The sequence below is a fragment of the Mesorhizobium sp. M0077 genome (genome assembly GCF_040322955.1).
GTDB lineage: Bacteria > Pseudomonadota > Alphaproteobacteria > Rhizobiales > Rhizobiaceae > Mesorhizobium.
In genome coordinates this window covers 353591-376905 of the sequence record NZ_JAMYUL010000003.1, presented here as the reverse complement: position 1 = coordinate 376905, position 23315 = coordinate 353591, and the positions used below count along the sequence as shown (strand labels likewise).

The 23315-nt window shown below is 63.4% G+C and carries 24 protein-coding genes; 9 read left to right on the top strand and 15 right to left on the bottom strand.

Annotation, left to right across the window (positions count from 1 at the left end; all coding sequences use genetic code 11):
- Window positions 1–20: 20 nt before the first annotated feature.
- From hutG to hutI, 3 genes are read right to left on the bottom strand one after another with little or no spacing between them, the layout of a single operon-like run.
- Complete coding sequence (gene hutG, locus NKJ57_RS09100) at window positions 21–833, bottom strand: N-formylglutamate deformylase (protein ID WP_352510764.1); 813 nt, start codon at window positions 831–833, stop codon at window positions 21–23.
- A 1-nt stretch (window position 834) separates the two neighbouring features.
- Window positions 835–2373 (bottom strand): histidine ammonia-lyase, encoded by a 1539-nt coding sequence (gene hutH / locus NKJ57_RS09095; RefSeq protein ID WP_352510765.1) that lies wholly within the window; start codon window positions 2371–2373, stop codon window positions 835–837.
- Window positions 2370–3632, bottom strand: coding sequence for an imidazolonepropionase (gene hutI / locus NKJ57_RS09090; RefSeq protein WP_352510766.1), 1263 nt, complete (start codon window positions 3630–3632; stop codon window positions 2370–2372). The genes hutH and hutI overlap by 4 nt, the downstream gene beginning before the upstream one ends.
- Window positions 3633–3720: 88 nt before the next feature.
- On the opposite strand from hutI, the gene NKJ57_RS09085 reads away from it, so the two are divergent.
- Both NKJ57_RS09085 and hutC read left to right on the top strand, forming a co-directional pair.
- Window positions 3721–5073, top strand: coding sequence for a formimidoylglutamate deiminase (locus NKJ57_RS09085; RefSeq protein WP_352510767.1), 1353 nt, complete (start codon window positions 3721–3723; stop codon window positions 5071–5073).
- Window positions 5070–5810 (top strand): histidine utilization transcriptional repressor HutC, encoded by a 741-nt coding sequence (gene hutC, locus NKJ57_RS09080; protein WP_023724862.1) that lies wholly within the window; start codon window positions 5070–5072, stop codon window positions 5808–5810. The genes NKJ57_RS09085 and hutC overlap by 4 nt, the downstream gene beginning before the upstream one ends.
- Window positions 5811–5981: 171 nt before the next feature.
- Here the strand turns inward: hutC and NKJ57_RS09075 are convergent, their stop codons facing one another.
- Window positions 5982–6326, bottom strand: coding sequence for a RidA family protein (locus NKJ57_RS09075; protein ID WP_023672906.1), 345 nt, complete (start codon window positions 6324–6326; stop codon window positions 5982–5984).
- 207 nt (window positions 6327–6533) lie between these two features.
- On the opposite strand from NKJ57_RS09075, the gene NKJ57_RS09070 reads away from it, so the two are divergent.
- Complete coding sequence (locus tag NKJ57_RS09070) at window positions 6534–6872, top strand: protein tyrosine phosphatase family protein (protein WP_352510768.1); 339 nt, start codon at window positions 6534–6536, stop codon at window positions 6870–6872.
- Window positions 6873–7095: 223 nt separating this feature from the next.
- On the opposite strand, the gene NKJ57_RS09065 is transcribed toward NKJ57_RS09070, so the two are convergent.
- Entirely contained in the window at window positions 7096–7563 is a 468-nt protein-coding gene (locus NKJ57_RS09065) for an Lrp/AsnC family transcriptional regulator (protein ID WP_352510769.1), read from the bottom strand.
- Window positions 7564–7701: 138 nt separating this feature from the next.
- Here NKJ57_RS09065 and hppD point away from each other — a divergent pair, with 138 nt between their 5' ends.
- Window positions 7702–8817, top strand: coding sequence for a 4-hydroxyphenylpyruvate dioxygenase (gene hppD / locus NKJ57_RS09060; protein WP_352510770.1), 1116 nt, complete (start codon window positions 7702–7704; stop codon window positions 8815–8817).
- Between the two features lie 57 nt (window positions 8818–8874).
- On the top strand, window positions 8875–9075 hold the full coding sequence (locus tag NKJ57_RS09055; RefSeq protein ID WP_352510771.1) for a type II toxin-antitoxin system Phd/YefM family antitoxin: 201 nt from the start codon (window positions 8875–8877) through the stop codon (window positions 9073–9075).
- A 25-nt stretch (window positions 9076–9100) separates the two neighbouring features.
- Here NKJ57_RS09055 and NKJ57_RS09050 read toward each other — a convergent pair whose 3' ends face one another.
- The 5 genes from NKJ57_RS09050 to hmgA are packed head-to-tail and all read right to left on the bottom strand — an operon-like array spanning window position 9101 to window position 13164.
- Window positions 9101–9637: a DinB family protein gene (locus NKJ57_RS09050; protein ID WP_352510772.1), complete on the bottom strand. Its 537-nt coding sequence runs from the start codon at window positions 9635–9637 to the stop codon at window positions 9101–9103.
- Window positions 9634–9930, bottom strand: coding sequence for a hypothetical protein (locus tag NKJ57_RS09045; protein ID WP_352510773.1), 297 nt, complete (start codon window positions 9928–9930; stop codon window positions 9634–9636). Before NKJ57_RS09045 ends, NKJ57_RS09050 begins: the two co-directional genes overlap by 4 nt.
- A gap of 12 nt (window positions 9931–9942) precedes the next feature.
- Window positions 9943–10956, bottom strand: coding sequence for a fumarylacetoacetate hydrolase family protein (locus NKJ57_RS09040; RefSeq protein ID WP_352510774.1), 1014 nt, complete (start codon window positions 10954–10956; stop codon window positions 9943–9945).
- Window positions 10953–11840, bottom strand: a complete 888-nt coding sequence (locus NKJ57_RS09035) for an MBL fold metallo-hydrolase (RefSeq protein ID WP_352510775.1) — start codon at window positions 11838–11840, stop codon at window positions 10953–10955. The genes NKJ57_RS09040 and NKJ57_RS09035 overlap by 4 nt, the downstream gene beginning before the upstream one ends.
- Window positions 11841–11850: 10 nt before the next feature.
- Complete coding sequence (gene hmgA, locus NKJ57_RS09030) at window positions 11851–13164, bottom strand: homogentisate 1,2-dioxygenase (protein WP_352510776.1); 1314 nt, start codon at window positions 13162–13164, stop codon at window positions 11851–11853.
- Window positions 13165–13286: 122 nt separating this feature from the next.
- Between hmgA and NKJ57_RS09025 the strand changes: the two genes are divergently transcribed.
- Complete coding sequence (locus NKJ57_RS09025) at window positions 13287–13721, top strand: MarR family winged helix-turn-helix transcriptional regulator (RefSeq protein ID WP_031203942.1); 435 nt, start codon at window positions 13287–13289, stop codon at window positions 13719–13721.
- A gap of 226 nt (window positions 13722–13947) precedes the next feature.
- Here NKJ57_RS09025 and tdh read toward each other — a convergent pair whose 3' ends face one another.
- Together tdh and NKJ57_RS09015 are read right to left on the bottom strand one after the other, a co-directional pair.
- The gene (tdh, locus tag NKJ57_RS09020) at window positions 13948–14982 is read right to left on the bottom strand and encodes an L-threonine 3-dehydrogenase (protein ID WP_352510777.1); all 1035 of its coding nucleotides are present in this window, start codon (window positions 14980–14982) and stop codon (window positions 13948–13950) included.
- Window positions 14983–15026: 44 nt separating this feature from the next.
- Window positions 15027–16214: a glycine C-acetyltransferase gene (locus NKJ57_RS09015; RefSeq protein ID WP_352510778.1), complete on the bottom strand. Its 1188-nt coding sequence runs from the start codon at window positions 16212–16214 to the stop codon at window positions 15027–15029.
- A gap of 309 nt (window positions 16215–16523) precedes the next feature.
- On the opposite strand from NKJ57_RS09015, the gene NKJ57_RS09010 reads away from it, so the two are divergent.
- A complete protein-coding gene (locus NKJ57_RS09010; protein WP_023682927.1) occupies window positions 16524–18590 on the top strand; it encodes a putative bifunctional diguanylate cyclase/phosphodiesterase in 2067 nt (688 codons plus the stop codon).
- 21 nt (window positions 18591–18611) lie between these two features.
- Here NKJ57_RS09010 and NKJ57_RS09005 read toward each other — a convergent pair whose 3' ends face one another.
- Window positions 18612–19016 carry a MarR family winged helix-turn-helix transcriptional regulator gene (locus tag NKJ57_RS09005; RefSeq protein WP_023672921.1) on the bottom strand — a complete coding sequence of 135 codons (405 nt, stop codon included), beginning with the start codon at window positions 19014–19016 and terminating at the stop codon, window positions 18612–18614.
- A 192-nt stretch (window positions 19017–19208) separates the two neighbouring features.
- Here NKJ57_RS09005 and NKJ57_RS09000 point away from each other — a divergent pair, with 192 nt between their 5' ends.
- Entirely contained in the window at window positions 19209–19616 is a 408-nt protein-coding gene (locus tag NKJ57_RS09000; protein WP_352510779.1) for a hypothetical protein, read from the top strand.
- 220 nt (window positions 19617–19836) lie between these two features.
- Here the strand turns inward: NKJ57_RS09000 and NKJ57_RS08995 are convergent, their stop codons facing one another.
- The gene (locus NKJ57_RS08995; protein WP_023835128.1) at window positions 19837–21882 is read right to left on the bottom strand and encodes an oxidoreductase; all 2046 of its coding nucleotides are present in this window, start codon (window positions 21880–21882) and stop codon (window positions 19837–19839) included.
- 140 nt (window positions 21883–22022) lie between these two features.
- On the opposite strand from NKJ57_RS08995, the gene queF reads away from it, so the two are divergent.
- Window positions 22023–22484, top strand: coding sequence for a preQ(1) synthase (gene queF / locus NKJ57_RS08990; RefSeq protein WP_352510780.1), 462 nt, complete (start codon window positions 22023–22025; stop codon window positions 22482–22484).
- Between the two features lie 219 nt (window positions 22485–22703).
- Here the strand turns inward: queF and NKJ57_RS08985 are convergent, their stop codons facing one another.
- Entirely contained in the window at window positions 22704–23315 is a 612-nt protein-coding gene (locus NKJ57_RS08985) for a hypothetical protein (RefSeq protein WP_023682932.1), read from the bottom strand.

Genomic DNA, 23315 nt, shown 5'->3' with positions numbered 1-23315 from the left:
CTTTGGAGTAAGGCGGCGTCTCAGCGCCCGGCCCAGTCAATGGCGGATTGGAGGATTTTCGTCAGTATGGCGCGCATCGGCGCGGCGAACTCGGCATCATAAGGCACCGGCCAATTGTCCGGTTCGCCCTTGCCCTCGGGCTCGCGCAAATAGCCGCGATCGGCAAGTTCCATCTGCAGCGCATGGTAGCCGCCTTGCGGATTGCCGAAATAGCGGGTGATCCAGCCACCCTTGAAACGGCCGTTGATGACATTGCTTTCACCGCTCTCGGCCATGATCTGGCCAACCAGCGCCTGCAGCGTAGGATCCGCGGTCTGGCCGTCATTGGTGCCGAGATTGAACACCGGCAGCGTGCCGTAGAACAGGCGCGGCAGCACCGACCGGATCGAGTGGCAATCGTAAATGACGACCTTCTCATGCAGGCCGCGCAGCCTGACGGCCTGGGCCGCCAGCATTTCATGGTAAGGCACGAAATACGCTATGCGGCGTTGGTCTATCTCCGACGGCGTCGGTTCCGCGCCGGGCAGATACAGCGGATCGCCGTCGAAGGTCTCGGTCGGGCATAGCGTCGTTGTCGTCTGCCCGGGATAGAGCGAGGCGCCGGAAGGATCGCGGTTGACGTCGATGACGGTGCGCGAGATCGACGTATGCACAATCGTCGCGCCAAGGCCGGCGGCGAAATCGTAGAGATTGTCGATCCACCAGTCGCAATCGCGGCGGCCGTGCCAGGGCGAGACCAGCCGATTGTCGATGCCGGCGAGATCGATACCCGTGTGCGGGATCGACACCAACAGGGGTGCCGTGCCTTCGGTCACTGTCAGCCAGTCGGTCATGTCAGACTCCCGAGATCGAAGGCAATGTCACCGCGCTCGCAGCCTTGATGGCAGCGCCGCTGCGCACCATGGCGATGGCTTTTTCCATGTCAGGGTGGAAATGCCGGTCATTGTCGAGATGCGGCACCTCGGCGCGGACCAGCTTGCGAACCGCTTCCAGAGCTGCACTCGACGCCAGCGGCGCATGGAAATCGCAGCCTTGCGCGGCGGCCAAGAGTTCGATGCCGATGACGGCCGTGGCGTTTTCGATCATGCCGATCAGCCGGCGAGCGCCGTGTGCGGCCATCGAGACATGGTCTTCCTGGTTGGCCGAGGTCGGGATGGAATCGACACTTGCCGGATAGGCCTTCTGCTTGTTCTCAGAGACGAGCGCCGCCGCCGTCACCTGCGGGATCATGAAGCCGGAGTTCAGGCCGGGCTTCGGCGTCAGGAAGGCCGGCATGCCGGACAGCGCGGGGTCTACCAGCATGGCGATGCGGCGCTCCGACAGCGAGCCGATCTCGCAGACGGCAAGCGCGATCATGTCGGCGGCGAAAGCCACCGGCTCGGCGTGGAAATTGCCGCCTGAAAGCGCAGTATCGTCCTCGGCGAAGATCAGCGGATTGTCGGTGACGCCATTGGCCTCGGTGCCGAGCGTATCGGCGGCCTGGCGCAGCACGCTGAGCGCCGCACCCATCACCTGCGGCTGGCAGCGCAGGCAGTACGGATCCTGCACGCGCTCATCGCCGACGCGGTGCGATTCACGGATGGCGCTGCCGGACATCAGATTGCGCAGCGCTGCCGCCGTCTCGATCTGGCCCGGGTGTTTTCTGAGGAGATGGATGCGCGGATCGAAGGGTGCATCCGAGCCCTTGGCAGCGTCGGTCGACAGCGCCCCGGCGACCAGCGCCGACTGATACAGCACTTCGGCCTCGAACAGAGCGGCCAGCGCGTAGGCGGTGGAAAACTGCGTGCCGTTGAGCAGCGCCAGACCTTCCTTGGCGCCGAGCGTCACGGGCTCCAGGCCGTGCGAGACGAAAGCGACCTTGGCCGGGAAGCGGCCATGCGGTGTAAAGCATTCGCCGACGCCGATCATCACCGCCGTCATGTGCGACAGCGGCGCGAGATCTCCGGAGGCGCCGACCGAGCCCTGCGCCGGCACGACGGGGATGACGTCGTTGGCCAGCATCGCTTCCAGCAATTCGATGGTTTGCGGCCGCACGCCCGACGCGCCCTGCGCCAGGCTGGCCAGCTTCAGCGCCATCATCAACCGAACCACAGCGACCGGCATCGGCTCGCCGACGCCGGCGGCATGCGACAAAACGATGTTGCGTTGCAGGGTCTCTAGATCCTCGGCCGGAATGCGGACGCTGGCCAGTTTGCCAAAGCCGGTGTTGATGCCGTAGACCGGCTCACCCTTGGCGACGATGCGGGCGACAGCCTCGGCGCTGGCCTTGATCTTCGGACGGCAGGCAGCGTCGAGCTTCGGCACGGCGCCACGATAGATAGCGCGCCAGTCGGCCAGCGTCGCATTGCCGGGCTTCAGGTTAAGTTCGGTCATTGTCCTCTCCAGATGCGGGCATGGAGCGGGTTGAAGCCCATGCGGTAGACGAGTTCGGCCGGACGCTCGATGTCCCAGATCGCCAGGTCGGCGGATTTCCCTGCTTCAAGCGTGCCGGTCTGGCCGAGCAATCCCAGCGCACGGGCAGCCTCGCGAGTGGTGCCGGCCAGGCACTCCTCGACGGTCAGGCCGAAAAGCGTCGCGGCCATGTTCATGGTCAGAAGCAGCGAGGTCAGCGGCGACGTCCCGGGATTGTTGTCGGTGGCGACCGCCATCTTGACGCCGTGCTGGCGAAACAGGCCGATCGGCGGCTTCCTGGTTTCGCGGATGAAATAGTAGGCGCCGGGTAGGATCGTCGCCACGGTGCCGGCCTTGGCCATGGCTGCGGCACCTGCTTCATCGGTGTATTCGAGATGGTCGGCCGACAGCGCGCCATAGCGGGCGGCGAGTTCGGCGCCATGCAGGTTCGACAGCTGGTCGGCATGGAGCTTTACCGGCAGGCCAAGCGCCTTGGCCTTGTCGAACACGCGGGCGATTTGCTCCGGCGAGAAGGCAATGCCTTCGCAGAACCCATCAACGGCATCCGCCAGGCCCTCGACGGCGATGGCGGGCAGAATATTGTCGACGATATTGTCGATGTATTCGTCCTTGTCGCGATAGGGCTCCGACGGCACGGAAAGATCGCCCAGATTCTGCGGTAGTGTGTGTGCGCCGAGAAAAGTGGTGACCACGGACACATCCCGCATTGTGCCCAGCCGCCGCGCCGCACGTAGCGACCATCTCTCATGCATATGGCTAAGGCCGTAGCCCGACTTGATTTCGACGGTCGTCACGCCCTCGGCAATCAAAGCGTCGAGGCGCGGCAGGCTCTGCCGGACCAATTCATCCTCGTGCGCTGCACGCGTGGCTTTGACCGTCGAGACGATGCCACCGCCGGCTCTGGCGACCTCTTCATAGGTGGCGCCGGCCAGCCGCATCTCGAACTCGTTGGCACGGTTGCCGGCATGGATGAGATGGGTGTGGCAGTCGATCAGGCCGGGCGTGATCCAGCGGCCTTCGCAATCGGTAGTCTCGCCGCCCTGAGCCAACGCTGACGGCATGTCGGCTTCCGGACCGGCATAGACGATGACGCCGTCACGGGCGACGATCGCGCCCTTTTCGACGAGGCCCAGTCCGGCATCGCCTTCGGCCATGGTTGCCAGGCGCGCATTGCGCCAAAGCTGAAGGCCCCGTGCCCGGCTTTTGTTCTGTGCCGCCATCATCTTTTTCCGTTGCTTGGATGGCGATTATGTATATACATATTGAAACGCACTGCAAGTGCATTGTTCATGGAACGCGGAGAAAAACGTGACGGCGATCTTTGCGGAACAGGCGCTGCTGGCCGATGGCTGGCACGACAAGGTGCGGATTTCGTTGAACGATAGTCGCATCACGGCAGTCGAGCCGGGCTCTTCGCAGCAAGCCGACGACGAACGCCACGCCATTCTGGTCCCCGGCATGCCGAACCTGCACAGCCACGCCTTCCAGCGCGGCATGGCCGGGCTTGCCGAACTGCGCGGTCCCTCCGCCGACAGCTTCTGGAGCTGGCGCGAGGTGATGTACCGCTTTGCGCTGTCGATGACGCCGGACCAGGTCGAGGCGGTCGCCGCACAGCTTTACGTCGAGATGCTGGAGGCCGGATTCTCGCGCGTCGGCGAATTTCATTATCTCCACCACGATCGCGACGGAAAACCCTATGCCAACCTTGCCGAGATGGCCGAACGTATTGCCGCGGCCGCCGGCGAAACCGGGATCGGCCTGACGCTGCTGCCGGTGTTTTATGCCCATTCCTCCTTCGGCGGCGCTGCGCCCAATGAAGGCCAGCGGCGATTCATCAACGATGTAAATCGGTTCGAACGCTTGCTTGAGAAAAGCCGCGAATCGGTTCGTGCGTTGAATCAGGCTGTCGTCGGCGTCGCCCCGCACAGCCTGCGCGCCGCGACGCCGGAGGAACTCAGCGCTGTTGCCGCCATTGCGCCGGACGGACCGATCCACATCCACGTCGCCGAGCAGGTGAAGGAGGCCGAGGATTGCCTGGCGTGGTCGGGTGCGCGACCGGTCGAATGGCTGCTCGCCAATGCCGGGATCGACAAGCGTTGGTGCCTGATCCACGCCACCCACATGACCGAGGCTGAGACAACCGGCATGGCCAGAAGCGGCGCCATTGCCGGGCTTTGCCCGATCACCGAGGCCAATCTCGGCGACGGCACCTTTTCAGCACCTCTGTTCATCGAACATGGCGGCCGCTTCGGCGTCGGCTCGGATTCCAACGTGCTGATCGGCCTGCCGGATGAATTGCGCCAGCTCGAATATTCGCAGCGCCTCGCACACCGCGCCCGCAATGTGCTGGCGGTGGCCGGCGGCTCGACCGGGCGGGCTCTGTTCGACGCCGCCCTCGATGGCGGCAGCACCGCACTCGGCGCCGGCCCGTCGCGGATCGCCGCCGGCGCCGCGGCTGATTTCGTCTCCCTCGACGAAAACCATCCTTCGCTGGCCGGAAAAAGTGGCGATGCGATCCTCGACGCCTGGATCTTTGCCAATGGCGGCAAGGTCGATTGCGTCTGGGTGCACGGAAAAAAACAAGTCAGCGGCGGCCGGCATGCAGCGCGTGAGACGATCGCCGAGCGCTTTCGCCATGTGATGACGGCGCTTTCGGCATGAGCATATCAGAGACAGCGGCGGTGGAAGGCGGCGGTTCGCTGCACCAGCGCATCCTGTCCGACATCAGCGAGAAAATAATGTCCGGCGCCTGGGCGCCGGGTCACCGCATCCCGTTCGAGCACGAGTTGACGGCCGAATACAATTGCTCGCGCATGACGGTGAACAAGGCGCTGTCGCAACTGGCCAAGGCCGGGCTGATCGAGCGCCGCCGCCGTTCGGGCAGCTTTGTCCGCCAGCCGCAGTCGCAGGCCGCGGTGCTGGAAATCCACGACATCAGGATCGAGGTTGAGTCGCTTGGCCTGGCTTATCGTTACGAGCGCTTGGCGCGGCAGAAAAGGCGCAGCAGCGCCGAGGATCGCGCCTTGCTGGAACTGGACGCAGCCGGACAGGTGCTGGCGCTTGAATGCCGGCATTTTGCCGGCAAGCGGCCGTTCGCGCACGAACAGCGGCTGATCAATCTCGCCGCCGTCGCGGAAGCCGCCGAGGAGGAGTTTCTCGACATCGCCCCCGGCCCTTGGCTGATTGGCCGCGTGCCATGGAGCGAGGCAGAGCACCGTATCCGCGCGGTCGCGGCAGACAGACATATTGCCGAAGCGCTCGACATCGCAACCGGCGCGCCCTGCCTGGTGGTCGAGCGCCGAACCTGGAGCGCCGAGCACCCGGTGACGCAGGTGAGGTTCACCTACGCCGCGGAGAGCCACACGTTGGTGGCGAGGTTCAGGCCTTCGCAGGGGTGATTACCCTCCCCCTCGAGGGGAGGGTCGCGGAGCAAGTGCCGCAAAAGGCGGCACTGGTGACGCGGGGTGGGGTCGGTGCAGCCTCGCCGACCCCACCCCGTCTCGCAGTCTCCGCTTCGCTTCGACTACTCGCCGACCCTCCCCTCGAGGGGGAGGGTAAGGCGCCGCGCTCTAAATCGCCGCCGTAACAATAATCTCGACAGTGTATTCCGGCCCTGCAAGCTTGGCCTCACCCGTGGCGCGGGCGGGCGTGTTGCCTTGCGGGACCCACTTGTCCCATTCCTTGTTCATCTCGGCGAAGGTGCCCATATCGGCCAGCCAGATGATCGCCTGCAGGATCTTGGTCTTGTCGGTGCCGGCCTTGGCCAGCAGTTCGTCGATAGATGCGAGGATCGACCTGGTCTGTTCGCCAACGCTGGCGCCGGGCGTTCCGACCTGGCCGGCGAGATAGACGGTGTTGCCGTGGATGACGATCTGGCTCATGCGCGGGCCAACATCGATGCGACGAATGCTCATGGGATGGTTCCTTCGTTTGTCGGTGCGCCTGTTTAGAGTCGCTGCCGCCTCCGGGCAAGGCCAACAGCGCGAAACCTCTTGAGCCTGGGTTGGATCTTGGGCCGCAAATGTCTATCTGCGCCGAGGGATTTCTTTCCGGCGCGGATTGCCGACCTCGTGTGAGAGTGGCAAGACATTGCGCCAAACCAGATTGCGAGGATGAGAGCCATGGAATATCGCGAAATGAGCGAGGACTATTCGGTCTCGGGCCAGATCCAGCCCGAAGACGCCGCCGCCATCAAGGAAGCCGGCTTCAAGAGCGTGATCTGCAACCGGCCGGATGACGAGCAGCCCGGCCAACCCTCAGCCGACAGCGTCAAGGCGGCGGTCGAAGCCGCGGGGCTGGCCTTCCGCTACATCCCGGTGATCAGCGGCCAGATCACGGCCGAGAATGTCGAGGACCAGGCCGAGGCGCTTGACGCGCTTGAGGGACCGGTGTTTGCTTATTGCCGCTCCGGCGCGCGCTGCACCAACCTCTACGGGCTGATTCAGCAGTCCAAGGGGTGAGCATCTGAGGCGCTGGCGATCCCTCACCCCCCCTCTGTCCTGCCGGACATCATCTCCCCCGCAAGGGGGGAGATCGGATGTCGCCTTCGCTTTTCGCCAATCGCCGACGTTGCAGGATGAGCGCTATCGACAAAGCTGCTGATCTCCCTCCTTGCGGGGGAGATGGCCGGCAGGCCAGAGGGGGGTGCTGTCCCGCCGACGTATCAACTGAAACTCTCTCAAACTAGATCGGCAGCGCGCCGGTCTCCTTCAGCGTCTCCAACACGATCGCCGTCTTCACATGCTGCACGGATTCGTGCGGCAGGAGCACGCCGTTGACGAATTCCGACAATGATTTGAGATCGGGGGTCACCACTTTCAAGATGTAGTCCATCTCACCGGTCAGCGCGTGCGCCTCCTGCACTTCCGGCAGCCGCGCCAGCAATTCGCCGAAGCGCCGCGCATTGTCGCGGTTGTGGGTGGCGAGCGTCACCGAGATGACGTTGACCAGCGAGAATCCAAGCTTGTCGCGGTCGAGCACGGCGCGATAGCCCTTGATGAAGCCGTCTTCCTCCAGCCGCTGGCGGCGGCGCGAGCACTGCGATGCCGACAGGTTCACCCTCTCGGACAGATCGTTGTTGGTAAGCCGCGCGTCCCCCTGCAAAAGAGCCATTATCTTGCGGTCGAACTGGTCGATGCGCACGTCATTCATGGATTCACCTCCAATCATGCATGAACTACGCACGAGATGATCATTTCAAGCGTTTGAATGCAAGCACCGTGCGGCCGCTTCGCGCTATGATTGATATGTTGTGGTCCGATGCGGCCACCATCCGTTTGGAGGAATGCCATGGGTCCCTTCCCGCACGACGCCCCGCCCGCAAAGATCAGCAAGGAAAACCCCGCCGGCACCGACGGTTTCGAGTTCGTCGAGTTCGCGCATGCGGAGCCGCAGAAGCTCGCCGAACTGTTCACCCGCATGGGCTATGTCGCGGTGGCCAAGCACCGCAGGAAAGACATCACCGTCTGGCGCCAGGGCGACATCAACTATGTCGTCAATGCCGAGCCCGGCTCGCACGCGATGAAGTTCGTCGACAAGCACGGCCCCTGCGCCGCCTCGATGGCCTGGCGCGTGGTCGATGCAAAGCATGCGTTCGAGCATGCGGTATCGAAAGGCGCCACGCCCTACGACGGCAACGACAAGGCGCTCGACGTGCCGGCCGTTGTCGGCATTGGCGGCTCGCTGCTCTATTTCATCGAAGCCTATGGCAAGAAGGGCCCGGCCTATGATGCCGAGTTCGAGTGGCTGGGCGAACGCGACCCGCGGCCGCAAGGCGTCGGCTTCTATTTCCTCGACCACCTCACCCACAATGTCTATCGCGGCCAGATGGACAAATGGTGGGACTTTTATCGCGAATTGTTCGGCTTCAAGCAGATCCATTTCTTCGACATCGACGGCAAGATCACCGGCCTCGTCAGCCGCGCCATCACCTCGCCCTGCGGCAAGATCCGTATCCCGCTGAACGAGTCCAAGGACGACACCAGCCAGATCGCCGAGTATCTGAAGAAGTACAATGGCGAAGGCATCCAGCATATCGCCGTCGGGACCGACGACATCTACGCCGCCACCGACAAGCTTGCCGACAATGGGCTGAAGTTCATGCCCGGTCCGCCGGAGACCTACTACGACATGTCGTACAACAGGGTGAACGGGCATGACGAGCCGATCGAGCGGATGAAGAAGCACGGCATCCTGATCGACGGTGAAGGCGTGGTCGACGGCGGCATGACCAAGATCCTGCTGCAGATATTCTCCAAAACCGTGATCGGCCCGATCTTCTTCGAATTCATCCAGAGGAAGGGCGACGAAGGTTTTGGCGAAGGCAATTTCCGCGCGCTGTTCGAGTCGATCGAGCAGGACCAGATCAAGCGCGGCGTGATCAAGGTCGACGGCAAGGCGGCCTGAACCCCCGTTTGCGGCTCGATGGGCCTTGATCTAAGTTTCGATAAAAGGGGTCAAGCCGTGAACGTCTCCATAACCGAAGCAAAGGCCAAACTAACGGAACTCGTCGGCCGCGCGGAGGCCGGCGAGGAGATAGTCATCACTCATCACGGCAAGATCGCGGCGCGGCTCGTGCCACCAGTTCGAGAAGACTTGTTGTCGCGCATAGGTGCCCTGAAGGGCAAGATTTGGATTTCTGACGTTCGACAAACTCGGCCCTGAATGGAACGAGTACACCAGATAAAGGTCAGAGGCCCAACCGCTCGACCTCTTCTTTCCTCACCTTCAAATCATAATCGAGCAAAAACTCGTCCAGCTGCGGCGGCGCGACCGAGCTGCCCGAGAGCATCGCGTGAACCTGGCCGCGATGGTGGATGTCGTGCAGGAAGACATGGGCGAGAATGTCGCCGATCTTTTCGGGGATCATGCCGTCCTCGCGCCGGTCCGTGATGACCTGACGGTCGAGATCCGCCTCCGACAGCTTCTCGCAAAAGGCGATCAGGCGCCAGTCGGCCGCGACCTGAGCGGCAAACAGCGCCTGCGGCACATCGAACGGCACGTAGTCGTCATAAGCGGCCGCACCGACGCCGCCTTCTTCGAGAAAATCGAGATAGAGATGATCGACCGCGAGGATGTGGTTGAGCGTCGCCTTGATCGACGGGAAGAAGCTTGTGCGCTCGGCTTCGAATTCGCCGGGCTTCAGCGCAAGCACGGCGCGATAGAGCCGGTCGTTCGACCAGAGATTGTTGCCGGCCATGCGGCTGAAATGCTCTAGCAGGGTCACGCGTTCATTCGTCTGATCAGGCCAATGCCAGCCGCCATCACCGCGAAGCCGGCGACAACGATCAGCAGCAGCCGGTTCATGCGCCGCCGCATCGCCTGCGTCTCCTCGTCCCGCGCCACATTGGTGTTGGTGATGGTGTGGAACATCATCGACTTGCGCGGGTAGCCACTGCGGTTGGTCAGATCGGGCGAGCGCGCCTCGATGCGGTAGCTCAGCCGGATCGCCTGGATGAAGACCACCAGAATGGCCAGCGCCCAGACGCCGGCCAGCAGGTAGAACGCCTCTCCCGTCACTATTGCCCCCTCTTATGCCTGGGACTTCTCGACCTTCTGCTCGATGGCGCCGAAGATCGAGTTTCCGCTTTTATTCTTCATCTCGATACGCACCGTATCGCCAAAGCGTAGGAACGGCGTCTTGGGCTCGCCAGACTCAATGGTCTCGATCATGCGCAGTTCAGCGATGCAGGAATAGCCGGCGCCGCCGGCCGCCACCGGTTTGCCCGGCCCGCCATCCAGCTTGTTGGAGACGGTGCCGGAACCGATGATGGTGCCGGCAACCAGCGGCCGTGTCTTTGCGGCATGGGCAATCAGCGCCGGGAAGTCGAAGGTCATGTCGACGCCGGCATTGGCACGGCCGAACGGCTTGCCGTTGACGTCGGCGAGCAGAGGCAGGTTGACCTTGCCGCCATCCCAGGCGTCGCCGAGTTCGTCCGGCGTCACCGCCACCGGCGAAAAAGCCGAGGACGGCTTCGACTGGAAGAAGCCAAACCCCTTGGCGAGCTCGGGTCCGGTGAGCGCGCGCAGCGTCACATCATTGACCAGCATGACCAGCCGGATGGCGGCGCGCGCCTGGTCGAGGCTGGCGCCCATCGGCACGTCGTCGACGATGACGGCAACTTCCGCCTCCATGTCGATGCCGAAGGCTTCGTCCGCCGCGCGGATCGGATCGCGCGGCGCGATAAAGGAATCCGAGCCGCCCTGGTAGATCAGCGGATCGGTCCAGAAGCTTGCCGGCATCTCGGCGCCGCGGGCTTTGCGCACCAGCTCGACATGGTTCACATAGGCTGAACCATCGGCCCATTGATAGGCGCGCGGCAGCGGCGATTGGGCGTCATGCTCATGGAAGCGTGCCGACGGCACCGCATTGTTCTCCAGCGATTCGGCGATCGTCGCCAGGTGCGGCGAAATCCGCTGCCAGTCGTCGAGTGCGGCCTGCAGCGTGCGCGCCAGGAACGAGGCGTCGGTGAAGCGCGTCAGGTCGCGCGAGACGACGACAAGCTTTCCGTCGCGCGTCCCGTCCCTCAATGTGGCAAGCTTCATGCGGTTTCCTCTCCTGATGCGGCTTTGGCGCCGTCTAAGTTCACAACAAGGCCGTCGCGGGCAATCGTCAAGTCACCCACCCACGATTTCCTAACAGCAGCCTCCCAGTCGGCCTCGCCGATCTCGGGATCATCGGCCGGAATGAGGTGGTTGAGCACCAGCCTCTTCACCCCGGCATCGCTGGCGATGCGGCCTGCCTGCTCGGCAAATGAGTGGCTGGCAAGCAGATGCTCTTTCAGCCGCGCGCCATTGCCGGTCCTGGCGACCAGCCGCTCGATGCCTTCTTCCAGCATGGCCTCATGGACGAGAATGTCGGCATTTCGGGCAAAGCCTGCGAGCGGCGGAAAGAAGGCTGTGTCGGCCGAGAACACGACGCTATTCGCACCATGCTCGAAGCGCAGCGCGAAACAGTCGGTCACCGGCGGATGGTCGACGCGCAGTGCCGAGACCTTCAGGCCGCGCTGCGCAAAAATCTCGCCCTCGCCGAATTCCACGATCGAAACCATTTCGCGAATGTCCGGCCTGCCCTCATCGACGATGCGAATTTCGATGTCGAACTCGATCGCCTGGCAGAAACGGCGCCAGTATTGGCCGGTGCCGGGCGGTCCGAACAGCGTCACCGGGCTGGCGAGCCCGGCGGTCCAGGCGGTGTGGAGCAACGGGCCCAGTTCCAGCACATGGTCGGAATGCAGATGGGTGATGAAGACCAGGTCGAGCGCCTTCAGGCTGACGGCGGAATCGACCAGGCCGCGTGTGACGCCGAGCCCGCAATCGACGACGATGGTTCGCCCGCCCAGTTCCAGCAGCGACGAACTCGGCCACGGCCCGCCCGGCCGCAGCGCAGGGCCGCCCTTGGAGCCGAGAAGCACCAGCCGGTCGTTCATTGGGCTGATCTCAAGACCAGTCGCCCTCCGGCGTGCCGTTGAAACGCATCTTCAGATCGGTCCAGCAATCGATGTAATTGTCCTGCCTCGTTTCAAGCTCGGCGCCGTAGCGGGTGAGCATTTGCGGGAATCGGGTCTCGAACATGAAGGCCATGGTGTTGTCGAGCTTGACCGGTTTCAGCTCCGAGCGCGAGGCCTTTTCGAAGCCAGGCGCGTCTGGGCCGTGGGCCAGCATCAGATTGTGCAGGCTGATGCCGCCCGGGACAAAACCTTCTTCCTTGGCGTCGTACTGGCCGTGGATCAGGCCCATGAACTCGCTCATGATGTTTCGGTGGTACCAGGGCGGGCGGAACGTATCCTCCGCCACCAGCCAGCGCGGCGGGAAGATGACGAAGTCGATGTTGGCGGTGCCCTCCTCGCCGCTCGGCGCCGTCAGCACGGTGAAGATCGACGGATCGGGATGGTCGAACAGGATGGCGCCGACCGGAGAAAACGTCGCCAGATCATATTTGTAGGGCGCATAGTTGCCGTGCCAGGCGACGACGTCGAGCGGCGAATGGCCGATCTCGGTGACGTTGAAATTGCCGCACCATTTCACCGTCAGCCGGCACGGCGTCTCCTTCTCCTCGAACCAGGCGCTGGGCGTCTTGAAGTCGCGTGGGTTGGCCAGGCAGTTGGCGCCGATCGGGCCGCGGTCCGGCAGCGTCAGCTTGGCGCCGTAGTTTTCGCAGATATAGCCGCGCACTTCCTTGTCGATGAGCTCGACCTTGAACACCAGCCCGCGCGGCAGCACGGCGATCTCGCCGGGCCGCAGCTCGATGACACCCATCTCGGTGACGAAGCGCAAGGTGCCGACCTGGGGGACGATCAGCAACTCGCCATCGGCATTGAAGAAATGATCGTCGACCATCGATCGGTTGGCGACATAGACATGCGCGGCCATGCCGCTTTGGCCCAGCACATCTCCGGCAGTGGTGATGGTGCGCATGCCGGCGATGAAGTCGGTCGGCTCACTCGGCATCGGCACCGGGCTCCAGCGATACTGCCCGAGCGCCAGTTCGTGGTCGCCGACATTGGGGGCGGTCTTCCACAAGGGATAGCTCACCGCCTTGAAGCGGCCGGTGTGTTTTACGCTCGGCCGGATGCGATAGAGCCAGGAGCGCTCATTGGTGCCGCGCGGCGCGGTGAAGGGCGAGCCCGAGAGCTGTTCGGCATAGAGCCCGTAAGCCGGCCGTTGCGGCGAGTTCCGCCCCTGCGGCAGCGAGCCGGGCAGCGTCTCGGTTTCGAAGTCGTTGCCGAAGCCCGGCATGTAGGAAAAGCTCATCCGATCCTCCCTGAACCCGGCCCCGCGAAGCGCTGCTTGCCGGCGATGTTGACCAAACTGGTTTCATTTGTAACCATCGAAAATGTAACTATCAACGGGCGAATGCCGCATCCATGGTGCAGATGGAAATCCTCGAACTCGAAAGCTTCCTGCCCTATCGGCTCTACCGGCTGGCCGACGCCGTCAGCCGCGAATTTTCAAAAATCTACCGCGACCGCCACGGCCTGACGCGGCCGGAATGGCGCACGCTGTCAGGGCTCGGACAGCGCGGCACCATGACGGCGACAGCGCTTGGCGAACAGTCGGCCATGCACAAGACCAAGGTGTCGCGCGCCGTGGCCGAGCTCGAGCGGCGACGCTGGCTGGTACGCACAACCGACGAGAATGATCGACGTGTAGAGCATCTGGCGCTGACGAAGGCGGGGCTGGCGGCCTATGGCGAAATGGTGCCGCTGGCGAAGGCGTTTGAACGGGAGTTGCTGGAGAGGCTGAGCACAGAGGAGCGGACAGCGATTGTGAGCGGCGTGGCGGCGCTGGAGGGAGCGTTGGGTGAATAAAGAATCTGCTCCGCCGTGATCCCTCACACCCCCCTCTGTCCTGCCGGACATCTCCCCCGCAAGGGGGGAGATCAGATGTCGCGAAGGCTTTCGCCAATCTCCAATGTTGCAGAGGTTGGCGAGCCGTCAAAGCTGCCAATCTCCCTCCTTGCGGGGGAGATGGCCGGCAGGCCAGAGGGGGGTGCCTCGCGCCGACATTTCCAGCGGATAGCGCTCAGCCGCACCCTCACCAATCCATCACCACCTTACCCGAACTGCCGCTCCTCATCGCATCGAACCCCGCCTGAAAATCATCGATACCGATCCGATGCGTGATCAGGCCGCTGACATCCAGCGGGCCTTGCACCAAGGCGATCATCTTGTACCAAGTCTCGAACATCTCGCGGCCGTAAATGCCCTTCAAGTGCAGCATCTTGAAGATGACCTTGTTCCAGTCGATCTCAAAGCCGGTCGGCGCGATGCCCAGAATGGCGATCTTGCCGCCATTGTTCATGGTGTCGATCATGTCGCGAAAGGCGGGCGCGGCGCCCGACATTTCCAGGCCGACATCAAAACCTTCGGTCATGCCGAGCGCCGGCATGACATCCCTAAGCTTTTCCTTCGAGGCGTCGACGACATGCTGGACGCCGAGCTTTTTGGCCAGCGCCAGCCGCACCGGGTTGATGTCGGTGATGACGACTTTTCGCGCGCCCACACATTGCGCCACCAGCGCGCCCATGATGCCGATCGGACCGGCGCCGGTGACCAGCACGTCCTCGCCGACCAGATCGAAGGACAGAGCGGTGTGGACCGCATTGCCCAAGGGATCGAAGATCGCGGCGATCTCGTCGGGCACATCGCCGGGGATGGGCACGACATTGTGCTGCGGGACCGCCAGATACTCACCGAAGGCGCCGGGACGGTTGACGCCGAGGCCGAGCGTGTTGCGGCACAGATGGCCCCTGCCCGCGCGGCAGTTACGGCAATGGCCGCAAACGATGTGGCCTTCGCCGGAGACGCGCTGGCCGACCTTGTATTCGGTGACCGCAGCACCAAAGTCGGCAACCGTGCCGACGAATTCATGGCCGGTCACCATCGGCACCGGCACCGTCTTCTGCGCCCACTGGTCCCAATTGTAGATGTGCACGTCGGTGCCGCAGATCGCCGTCTTCTTTACCTTGATCAGCACGTCGTTGGGGCCGATCTCCGGCACCGGCACCTCTTCCATCCAGATGCCCGGTTCGGCCTTGGCCTTCACCAGCGCCTTCATCATGTTCGACATGCTTTTGCCCCTTGAATCCCTTGATCCGGAATCGCTTTTGGCGATCAGGAAATGACGCCCAATTCCTTGCCGACCGCCGCGAATGCCGCCACGGCGCGGTCGATGTCGGCGGTGGAATGCGCCGCCGACATCTGGGTGCGGATGCGCGCTTGGCCTTTCGGCACCACCGGGAACGAAAAGCCGATGACATAGATGCCGCGCTTCAGCATGCGCACCCCCATTTCCTGCGCCAGGCTTGCATCGCCCAGCATCACCGGGATGATCGGGTGATCGGCGCCGGCCAACGTGAAGCCGAGCTTGCCCATCTCGGACCGGAAGCGCGCCGCATTGGCATAGAGGCGCTTGCGCAAGGCGTCGCCATTTCGGATCAGCTCGAACACCTTGATCGAGGCGCCGGCGATCGCCGGCATCAGCGTGTTGGAGAAGAGATAGGGCCGCGAGCGCTGGCGCAGCCAGTCGACCACCTGGCTTTTGCCCGAGGTGTAGCCGCCCGACGCGCCGCCCAGCGCCTTGCCGAGCGTGCCGGTGATGACGTCCACCCTGCCCTCGACGCCGCAATGCTCGGCCGAGCCGCGGCCGTTTTTGCCGACGAAGCCGACGGCATGGCTGTCGTCGACCATCACCATGGCGTCGTATTTGTCGGCGAGGTCGCAGACGCCTTTCAGATTGGCGATGATGCCGTCCATGGAGAACACGCCGTCGGTGGCGATCAGCCGGAAGCGGCTGTCTTTCGCCTCCTTCAGCCGGGCTTCGAGATCGGCCATGTCGTTGTTGGCGTAGCGGAAACGCTTGGCCTTCGACAGTCGCACGCCGTCGATGATCGAGGCATGGTTCAGCGCATCGGAAATGATCGCATCCTCCTCGCCGAGCAGTGTCTCGAACAGGCCGCCATTGGCGTCGAAGCAGGAGCCGTAAAGGATGGTGTCGTCCATGCCGAGGAATGATGAAATCGTTGATTCAAGCTGCTTGTGCTCTTCCTGCGTGCCGCAGATGAAACGCACCGAAGCCATGCCGTAGCCATAGCGGTCCAGCGCGCCTTTGGCTGCGTTACGCAATTCGGCGCTGTCGGCGAGGCCGAGATAGTTGTTGGCGCAGAAGTTCAGCACCTTGTCGCCGCCGACTTCGATCTCAGCCGACTGGGTCGAGGTGATCACCCGCTCGGATTTGTAGAGCCCGGCGGATTTCAGCCCTTGCAGTTCGTTGTCGATATGGGAGAGGAATGCCGCGCTCATGATCAAGTCCTGTTGAGATTGGCGCGACTGTCGCGCTACGCGCACTAAAAATCCATCGCAAAAGCGACCGTTTCGGTGGCACGGCGGGCTCAACCCTGGCGCGATCCGATCGCATGGCCAGCATGCTGGAGTAGCAGGCACGCGAATACGGCCGTGCCGCGAAAGAACATGATAACCATTTCAGCAGCTTTCGTTTTCTGCGGAAGCAACAGTTCCGCCGGCTTCCAAACCTGTTAACCCTTTCAAGGCAATGGTGTTCTTGCCACGAATCGGTGGCAGAAATCCGTCGACCGAGGGGTCACCTAGAATATGTCGCAGCAGCCGGCGCAAACCGTCTCGGGCAAACTCATCCTGCTGATCAAGAGCGGCTACTGGCTGGCGCTGCTGATCATCGCCGCCATGGTGATGGCTTCCTTCATCCTGCTGCAGCAGATGATGGCGGCGCAACAGCACAACCATACTCTGCTCGACATCGTCAGCACCCAGAAGGCGCTGTCGCAGCGCATCGTCTTTTTGACCAGCGCAACCGGCTCCGCCGCGCGTGACAAGCAGCCGGCCCTGGTTGCCGCGCTGAAACAGGCGACCGCCGAGTTCGAGGCGAACTACGACCTGCTCCTCAAACAGACGGGAGCCGACCCGCTGTCGCCGGCATTGTCCGACCCAAAGTCGATCGAGAGCGTCCTTTACGGCAAGCCGTTCCACCTCGACTATTTCTCGGTCGGGCTGGTCGCCAATGGCGAAAGGCTGATCTCGTCCTTCGAATCCCAGCTCTCCGGCAATGCCGCCTACAAGGGCGGCGGCGAGCGCGTCAATCTCGATGCTTCCGTCGCCAATGCGACGCTGTCGGGTTATGCCGCGCTCGGCCAACGCATCGCCGCATTCGCAGACGAGCGGTCGGAAAAGCTCCTCGATCTCCATCGCACCTTGTTCTACGCCACCATCGGCGTCATCGTCCTGGTGGCGCTTTTCATCTTCCGGCCGATGTCGAAGGCGATCCTGCGCAAGACGCACGAGCTTGTCGATGCCCGCAACTCGATGGCCTTCATCGCCGTACATGACGGGCTGACCGGCCTGCACAACCGCACCTTCCTGACCGACCACTTCGAAACGCTGATCAAGGGCGCGCATCGCCGGCGCGAGAGGCTGGCGGTCATCCAGCTCGACCTCGACCGGTTCAAGCAGATCAACGACACACTCGGCCACGCCGCCGGCGACTATGTGCTGGTCGTCACCGCGCAGCGCATGCGCGATTCCTGCCGTGCGTCGGATCTCTGCGCGCGCCTTGGCGGCGACGAATTCGTGATGATCCTCAATGGCGCCGGCGGCCCCGAGGACATCAACATGCTGGCCCGGCGCATCCTGGAGGAGATCAACGAGCCGATTACCTTCCAGGGCACGACCATCCTTCCAGGGGCCAGCGCCGGCATTGCCGTCTATCCCATCGACGCCGACAATGCCGAGGATCTGCTCGTCCACGCCGACCTCGCGCTCTATTCCGCCAAAAAGCTCGGCGGCGGCAGCTTCTCGTTCTTCTCCGAGGAACTCAGGCGCGAGCTAGACTACCGCAAGCAACTCGAGCACGACATCAAGGTCGCGATTTCGGAGAACGCCTTCCAAGTCTATTTCCAGCCGCAGGTGTCGCTGAGCAACGGCGCCATCAGCGGCATCGAGGCGCTGGTGCGCTGGAAGCATGCCGAGCGCGGCATGATTGCGCCGGGCGAGTTCATTCCGGTCGCCGAAAAATGCGGCTTCATGCCCGAGATCGGCCGCATCGTCTTTACCAAGGCGATCGAGCAAGCAGCCGAATGGGATCGCGCCGGCATCGCTTTCGGCCGGCTTGCCGTCAACGTGTCCGGCACCGAGCTGCGCGAACCCGACTTCGACCGCTTCCTGTTCGCGACGCTGGAAAAGGCCGGCCTTGCTCCGCAGAAACTGTCGCTGGAAATCGTCGAATCCGTCATTCTCGACGACGAGAAGACGGGCATCGCGGCGAAGCTGCGCCACATCCGCGCTGCCGGCGTCCATCTTGAGCTCGACGATTTCGGCACCGGCTATGCCTCGCTCAGCCACGTCAATCCCAACGAGATCGACCGGCTGAAGATCGACCGCCGCTTCGTCCAGAACATCAACGAGAATGGCGACAACACCAAGATCGTGCGCGCCATCACCGAGCTGGCGCGCGGTCTCGGCATTTCGATCGTCGCCGAGGGCGCGGAAACCGAAGCCGAACTCGATTCGCTGATGGCAATCGGCTGCGATCAGGTGCAGGGCTATTCCATCGCCTTCCCGATGCCGCAGGACAAAGCGCGCGAATGGCTGCTGGCGCGCAGCCCGAAGAAAGCCAAGCTGAAGGTGCTTCAGGGCAATTTAGCCTAGACTATTGCCCACCGGTGCCGGTCATTTGGCCGGCGCGACATTCGCCCGCAATGCCGCCAGCACCTCGGCGAACTCCGCCAGCCTGTCGTCCGGCAATCCCGCGCGCAGCCGCTTGTCGAAGATGAGAGCCGCCGCCCGCAGCTTCAGGAACATCGTTTCGCCCGCCTGCGTCAGCTCGACCAGATGAACCCGGCGGTTGTCCGGATCGCGGCGGCGCGTCAGCAAGCCTTGCGCCTCCATGGCGTTGAGATGGTGGGTGAGCGTGGCGCCCTGGATGCCGATCATGCCGGCAAGTTCGCGCTGGTTGGCAAGCTCGCTCGACTTGACCGAAAGCAAGGTCAGCCACACCGGCAGCGTGCCGCCGGCCTCGACCAAAGCGGCGTCAAAGGCCTGCGCCACCAGCTTGGAGGTGCGCGCGAGATTCATGCCGATTGGCGGACGGTCAAAGGGAGTCATGCGCCGACAGTAGAACAAGGCGCCGAGCGATGGAACGCGGCATTATACATTGACATCGAACCATTTGATACCTAACTATCATGCGTGTCGATCTACCGAGTTCGTATCATCCTGCATTCGACAGGGATCCGAGGACGGGCGGCGGGCAAGGAGGAAGCGGTCATGCAATATGTCTACATCGTCATTATCGGCCTTCACGTCATGGCCGGTGTGTTCTGGGCCGGCACCACCATCACGCTTGCCCGCGACCCCGAGATCAGGGCGGAGCGCTTTATCGGACCGCAAATGGGCTCGGCCGGCATGGTGTTCGTGACCGGCGCCCTGCTCTGGTATTTCTTCCACGGCGCCTATTTCGGCTCGATGGAAATGGTGCTGGCGCTAGGCATCCTGGCCGCCTTCGCCGCTGCCGGCGTTCTCAGCGTCGTCGTCCGCAAGACCAGCCGGCAGCTTGCCGGCGCGGACGTCGCAACGGAAGCGGCGCTGCGCACCAAAATGGCCCGCGGCGAGCGCATCGCCGCCTGGCTGCTGGTGCTCACCGTGCTTTGCATGGCGACCGCCAGGATGATTTGAGCCCTGCCGCACGTCGCCTCCCGGTTGAAGACCATTCCGCATCGTGCGTCGCCTGGCTCTCGGCTGGTGGCGTACGCGGCGCGCAGTTCGGACGGATGTGCAAGGTGGCTCTCCGCACAGAGGTTTGGCTGCGCGCCACCCATCACTTTGATCGATCGAGTTGCGCCCGCCGGAAGGGTGAGATCGAGCTTTGGAACAAGCCGTAGGCCGGCTTGTAGGCTCAAACCCGCAAGCCGAACCTGATGCCGTCATAGATGGCGGCATGGATGTTGCGCGAGGCGACTGCATCGCCGATGCGCAACAGCACGAAGCCGCCTTCGGGATTGCGTGAAGGAAAAATATCGCCGCCGCCGACCAGCCGCTCATAGTCGACCGCGCCACCATTCTTCGACAGCGGTTTCAGCTGGAGATAGAGATCGTCGAGCGGCGCCGTGCCGTGCTCGACCACCACCTGGTCGACCCGCCTCTCGCCGCGCCAGCCGTCGGCAAAGTCGGAGGCGAGTTCGGCGACCAGCTGGTTGCCCTCGCGCCGTACCGAGCGCAGCCTGGTGTTGATGGTGATGGTGACGCCCTTCTCCTGGAAGGCGCGCATATAGGGCACGTGGTTCATGCCGCCCATTTCGGGGGCGAAGAAGCGCTCCGGCGAAACCAGCTCCAGCTTCGAACCGGCATTGGCGATCAGCTCCGCCGCGCCCATGCCCTGATGGCCGCCATTGTCGTCGAAGAGCAGCACGTTCTCCGCCGGCTTGACGCTGCCGGCCATGATGTCCCAGCTCGACGTGACGAGATTGTCGCCTGATGTCAGCGGCGGGTTCTGCGGCAGGCCGCCGGTGGCGATCACCACCACATCGGGCGACAGCGCCAGCACATCGTCCTGCTCGGCCCATGTATCGTAGCGGATCCCGACGCCGAGCCGGTCGAGTTCGGCCAGCCGCCAGTCGATGATGCCGATCAGTTCCTTGCGGCGCGGGTTCTGCGTCGCGAGCCGGACCTGGCCGCCGGCCTGACCGGAGGCTTCAAGCACCGTGACATGATGGCCACGTTCGGCCATGACGCGAGCTGCCTCGAGCCCGCCAGCGCCAGCGCCAACGACGACGACGTTCCGCCTGGGCCCTTCGGTCTTCAGGATGATATGCGGAATCTCGGCCTCGCGGCCGGTCGCGGCATTGTGGACGCACAGCGCCTCGCCGCCTTCATAGATACGATCGAGGCAATAGGTGGCGCCGACGCAAGGCCGGATCTCGTGCTCGCGACCTTCCATGACCTTCTTGATGATGTGCGGGTCGGCGATATGGGCGCGGGTCATGCCGACCATGTCGAGCTTGCCGGTCGCGATGGCGTGGCGCGCCGTGGCGACATCGGAAATCCGCGCCGCATGGAAGGTCGGGAACTTCGTTGCCGCCCTCACCTCGCCGGCGAAATCGAGATGCGGCGAAGAGCGCATGCCGGTCACCGGGATAACCTTGGTGAGCGCCGCGTCGCTTTCGATCGAGCCGCGGATGATGTTCAGGAAATCGACCTTGCCAGAATTGGCTAGCCGTCTCGCGATCTCGACGCCCTCGGCCTTCGACAGGCCTTTGTCAAAGTCCTCATCGGCGACCATGCGGATGCCGACGATGAACTTTTCACCGACGGCAGCCCGCACGGCATCCAGCACCATGTCGGTGAAGCGCAGCCGGTTGTCGAGCGAACCGCCGAACTCGTCGTCGCGATGGTTTGTGGCCGGCGACCAGAAGCCGTCCATCAGATGGCCGTAGGATTCGAACTCGATGCCGTCGAGGCCGGCCGCCTGGCAGCGCTGCGCAGCGGACGCATAGTCGGCCACGATGCGCTCGATGTCCCAGTCCTCGATAGTTTTCGGAAACGCGCGGTGCGCCGGCTCACGCACCGGCGAGGCCGACAGCACCGGCAGCCAGTCGGCCTTGTTCCAGCCGGTGCGGCGACCAAGATGGGTGATCTGGATCATCACCTTGCAGTCATGCTCGTGGCAGGCGTCCGCCAGTTCGGCCAGCCACGGCACGATGCGGTCGTCATAGACATGCAGATTGCCAAAGGCGGCCGGGCTGTCGCGCGAGACGATCGCCGAGCCCGCCGTCATGGTCAGCGCCATGCCGCCCTTGGCCTTTTCGGCATGGTAGAGCCGGTAGCGCTGTTTCGGCATGCCGTCCTCTGAATAGGCCGGCTCGTGGCTGGTCGACATCACCCTGTTCTTCAGCGTCAGGTGTTTGAGCTGGTAAGGCTGGAGAAGCGGGTCGTTGCTGGTCATCATCTTCCTGCCATTCCAGTTTGTGTCGGAGCAGCGCGCGCTGCTCCAGTTCTTGTCTTAAGCATCGAATTTATCCGAAAATCGCTGCACACTTTTCGATCCGATGCTAATGAGCGCGGAAAATCCCCAGGAAAACCGCGATGATCGATACCAAAACCCTCACCCAGCTCGGCGCCCACGTCGAGACGCCACAGAGCCCGGAAACCGCGTTCCTGGAGACCGTGCCGTTCCAGCGCGGCGACGGACCGCCGGCGATCGTGCGCTTCACCTGCCCGGAATTCACCTCGCTCTGCCCGGTAACCGGACAGCCGGATTTCGCTCATATCGTCATCGATTACGCACCCGATGCCACGCTCGTGGAATCGAAGTCGCTCAAACTGTTCATGACCTCGTTTCGCAACCATGGCGCTTTCCATGAAGACTGCACGGTGATGATCGGCCGCCGCATTGTGGCGGCAACGAAGCCGCTGTGGTTGCGCATAGGCGGCTATTGGTATCCGCGCGGCGGCATTCCGATCGACGTCTTCTGGCAGACCGGCGCTCCGCCCGAAGGCGCCTGGTTGCCCGACACCGGCGTTGCCCCCTATCGCGGAAGGGGCTGAAGCTATTTTGCGGAACTTTAGCGGGACAGCGCCCCCCTCTGTCCTGCCGGACATCTCCCCCACACGGGGGGAGATTGGCCGCTACGCCGGCTTTAGCTAATCTCAAATGATGCGGAGCGGGCGAGACGTTGGAACTGCTGATCTCCCCACCCGTGGGGGAGATGTCCGGCAGGACAGAGAGGGGCGCGAAGGATCGCAGGCGCTGATCCTCAATCAACATTATTCGCACTGGTACTGGCTGAGCGCCCATTCACCGGTCACCGAAAGCAGATCGGATATCTTCCAGTCGCCGTCGACCTTCCTGAACTTCCATTCAAGGCGATGTGGATTGCCGGCGACGACGAAGGCGACAATGACCTTGGCCTGGTCGCCATTGATCGCTTCGAGCGTCTTCAGGCTCTTATCGATCTCGGTCTTGTCATAGTCGGCATTGTCGAGCGCCATGTTGGGGTCGAGACATTCTCCCTGCCCGGATGTGCGCAACGCGTCGCTCTTGTCGAGAACGGTTTTTGCCGGGTCGATGAAGTGGCTGCGCTGCGCCGGATCGATCTCCAGTCCCACCTGATCGTAAAATGGCCGCACCACCGCCGTCGGGGATCCCGGCAGAATGGGTGCGGCCGGTGGGGCGTCGGCCGGCGGCCACCCAACCGGCGGTGTCGCCGGTTCCACCGCTGTCCCGGGTGGATTTGCGGGCGGTGCTGCGCCGGCCGGTGCCGTCACGGCCGGCGCATTGGCTGGCGGCGGGCCCAACAGGCCTTGTGCTGCGGCTGCGCTCATACCCACCGACAGCACGCACATGGGCGACAGCGCCAAGGCAAGACGGCGGAGCAC

Excerpts from the sequence above, each read along its gene's own strand:
- hutG (WP_352510764.1), bottom strand. The coding sequence starts at position 833 with ATGACCGACTGGCTGACAGTGACCGAAGGCACGGCACCCCTGTTGGTG.
- hutH (WP_352510765.1), bottom strand. The coding sequence starts at position 2,373 with ATGACCGAACTTAACCTGAAGCCCGGCAATGCGACGCTGGCCGACTGG.
- hutI (WP_352510766.1), bottom strand. The coding sequence starts at position 3,632 with ATGGCGGCACAGAACAAAAGCCGGGCACGGGGCCTTCAGCTTTGGCGC.
- hutC (WP_023724862.1), top strand. The coding sequence starts at position 5,070 with ATGAGCATATCAGAGACAGCGGCGGTGGAAGGCGGCGGTTCGCTGCAC.
- NKJ57_RS09075 (WP_023672906.1), bottom strand. The coding sequence starts at position 6,326 with ATGAGCATTCGTCGCATCGATGTTGGCCCGCGCATGAGCCAGATCGTC.
- NKJ57_RS09070 (WP_352510768.1), top strand. The coding sequence starts at position 6,534 with ATGGAATATCGCGAAATGAGCGAGGACTATTCGGTCTCGGGCCAGATC.
- NKJ57_RS09065 (WP_352510769.1), bottom strand. The coding sequence starts at position 7,563 with ATGAATGACGTGCGCATCGACCAGTTCGACCGCAAGATAATGGCTCTT.
- hppD (WP_352510770.1), top strand. The coding sequence starts at position 7,702 with ATGGGTCCCTTCCCGCACGACGCCCCGCCCGCAAAGATCAGCAAGGAA.
- NKJ57_RS09040 (WP_352510774.1), bottom strand. The coding sequence starts at position 10,956 with ATGAAGCTTGCCACATTGAGGGACGGGACGCGCGACGGAAAGCTTGTC.
- NKJ57_RS09035 (WP_352510775.1), bottom strand. The coding sequence starts at position 11,840 with ATGAACGACCGGCTGGTGCTTCTCGGCTCCAAGGGCGGCCCTGCGCTG.
- hmgA (WP_352510776.1), bottom strand. The coding sequence starts at position 13,164 with ATGAGCTTTTCCTACATGCCGGGCTTCGGCAACGACTTCGAAACCGAG.
- NKJ57_RS09025 (WP_031203942.1), top strand. The coding sequence starts at position 13,287 with ATGGAAATCCTCGAACTCGAAAGCTTCCTGCCCTATCGGCTCTACCGG.
- tdh (WP_352510777.1), bottom strand. The coding sequence starts at position 14,982 with ATGTCGAACATGATGAAGGCGCTGGTGAAGGCCAAGGCCGAACCGGGC.
- NKJ57_RS09015 (WP_352510778.1), bottom strand. The coding sequence starts at position 16,214 with ATGAGCGCGGCATTCCTCTCCCATATCGACAACGAACTGCAAGGGCTG.
- NKJ57_RS09010 (WP_023682927.1), top strand. The coding sequence starts at position 16,524 with ATGTCGCAGCAGCCGGCGCAAACCGTCTCGGGCAAACTCATCCTGCTG.
- NKJ57_RS09005 (WP_023672921.1), bottom strand. The coding sequence starts at position 19,016 with ATGAATCTCGCGCGCACCTCCAAGCTGGTGGCGCAGGCCTTTGACGCC.
- NKJ57_RS09000 (WP_352510779.1), top strand. The coding sequence starts at position 19,209 with ATGCAATATGTCTACATCGTCATTATCGGCCTTCACGTCATGGCCGGT.
- NKJ57_RS08995 (WP_023835128.1), bottom strand. The coding sequence starts at position 21,882 with ATGACCAGCAACGACCCGCTTCTCCAGCCTTACCAGCTCAAACACCTG.
- queF (WP_352510780.1), top strand. The coding sequence starts at position 22,023 with ATGATCGATACCAAAACCCTCACCCAGCTCGGCGCCCACGTCGAGACG.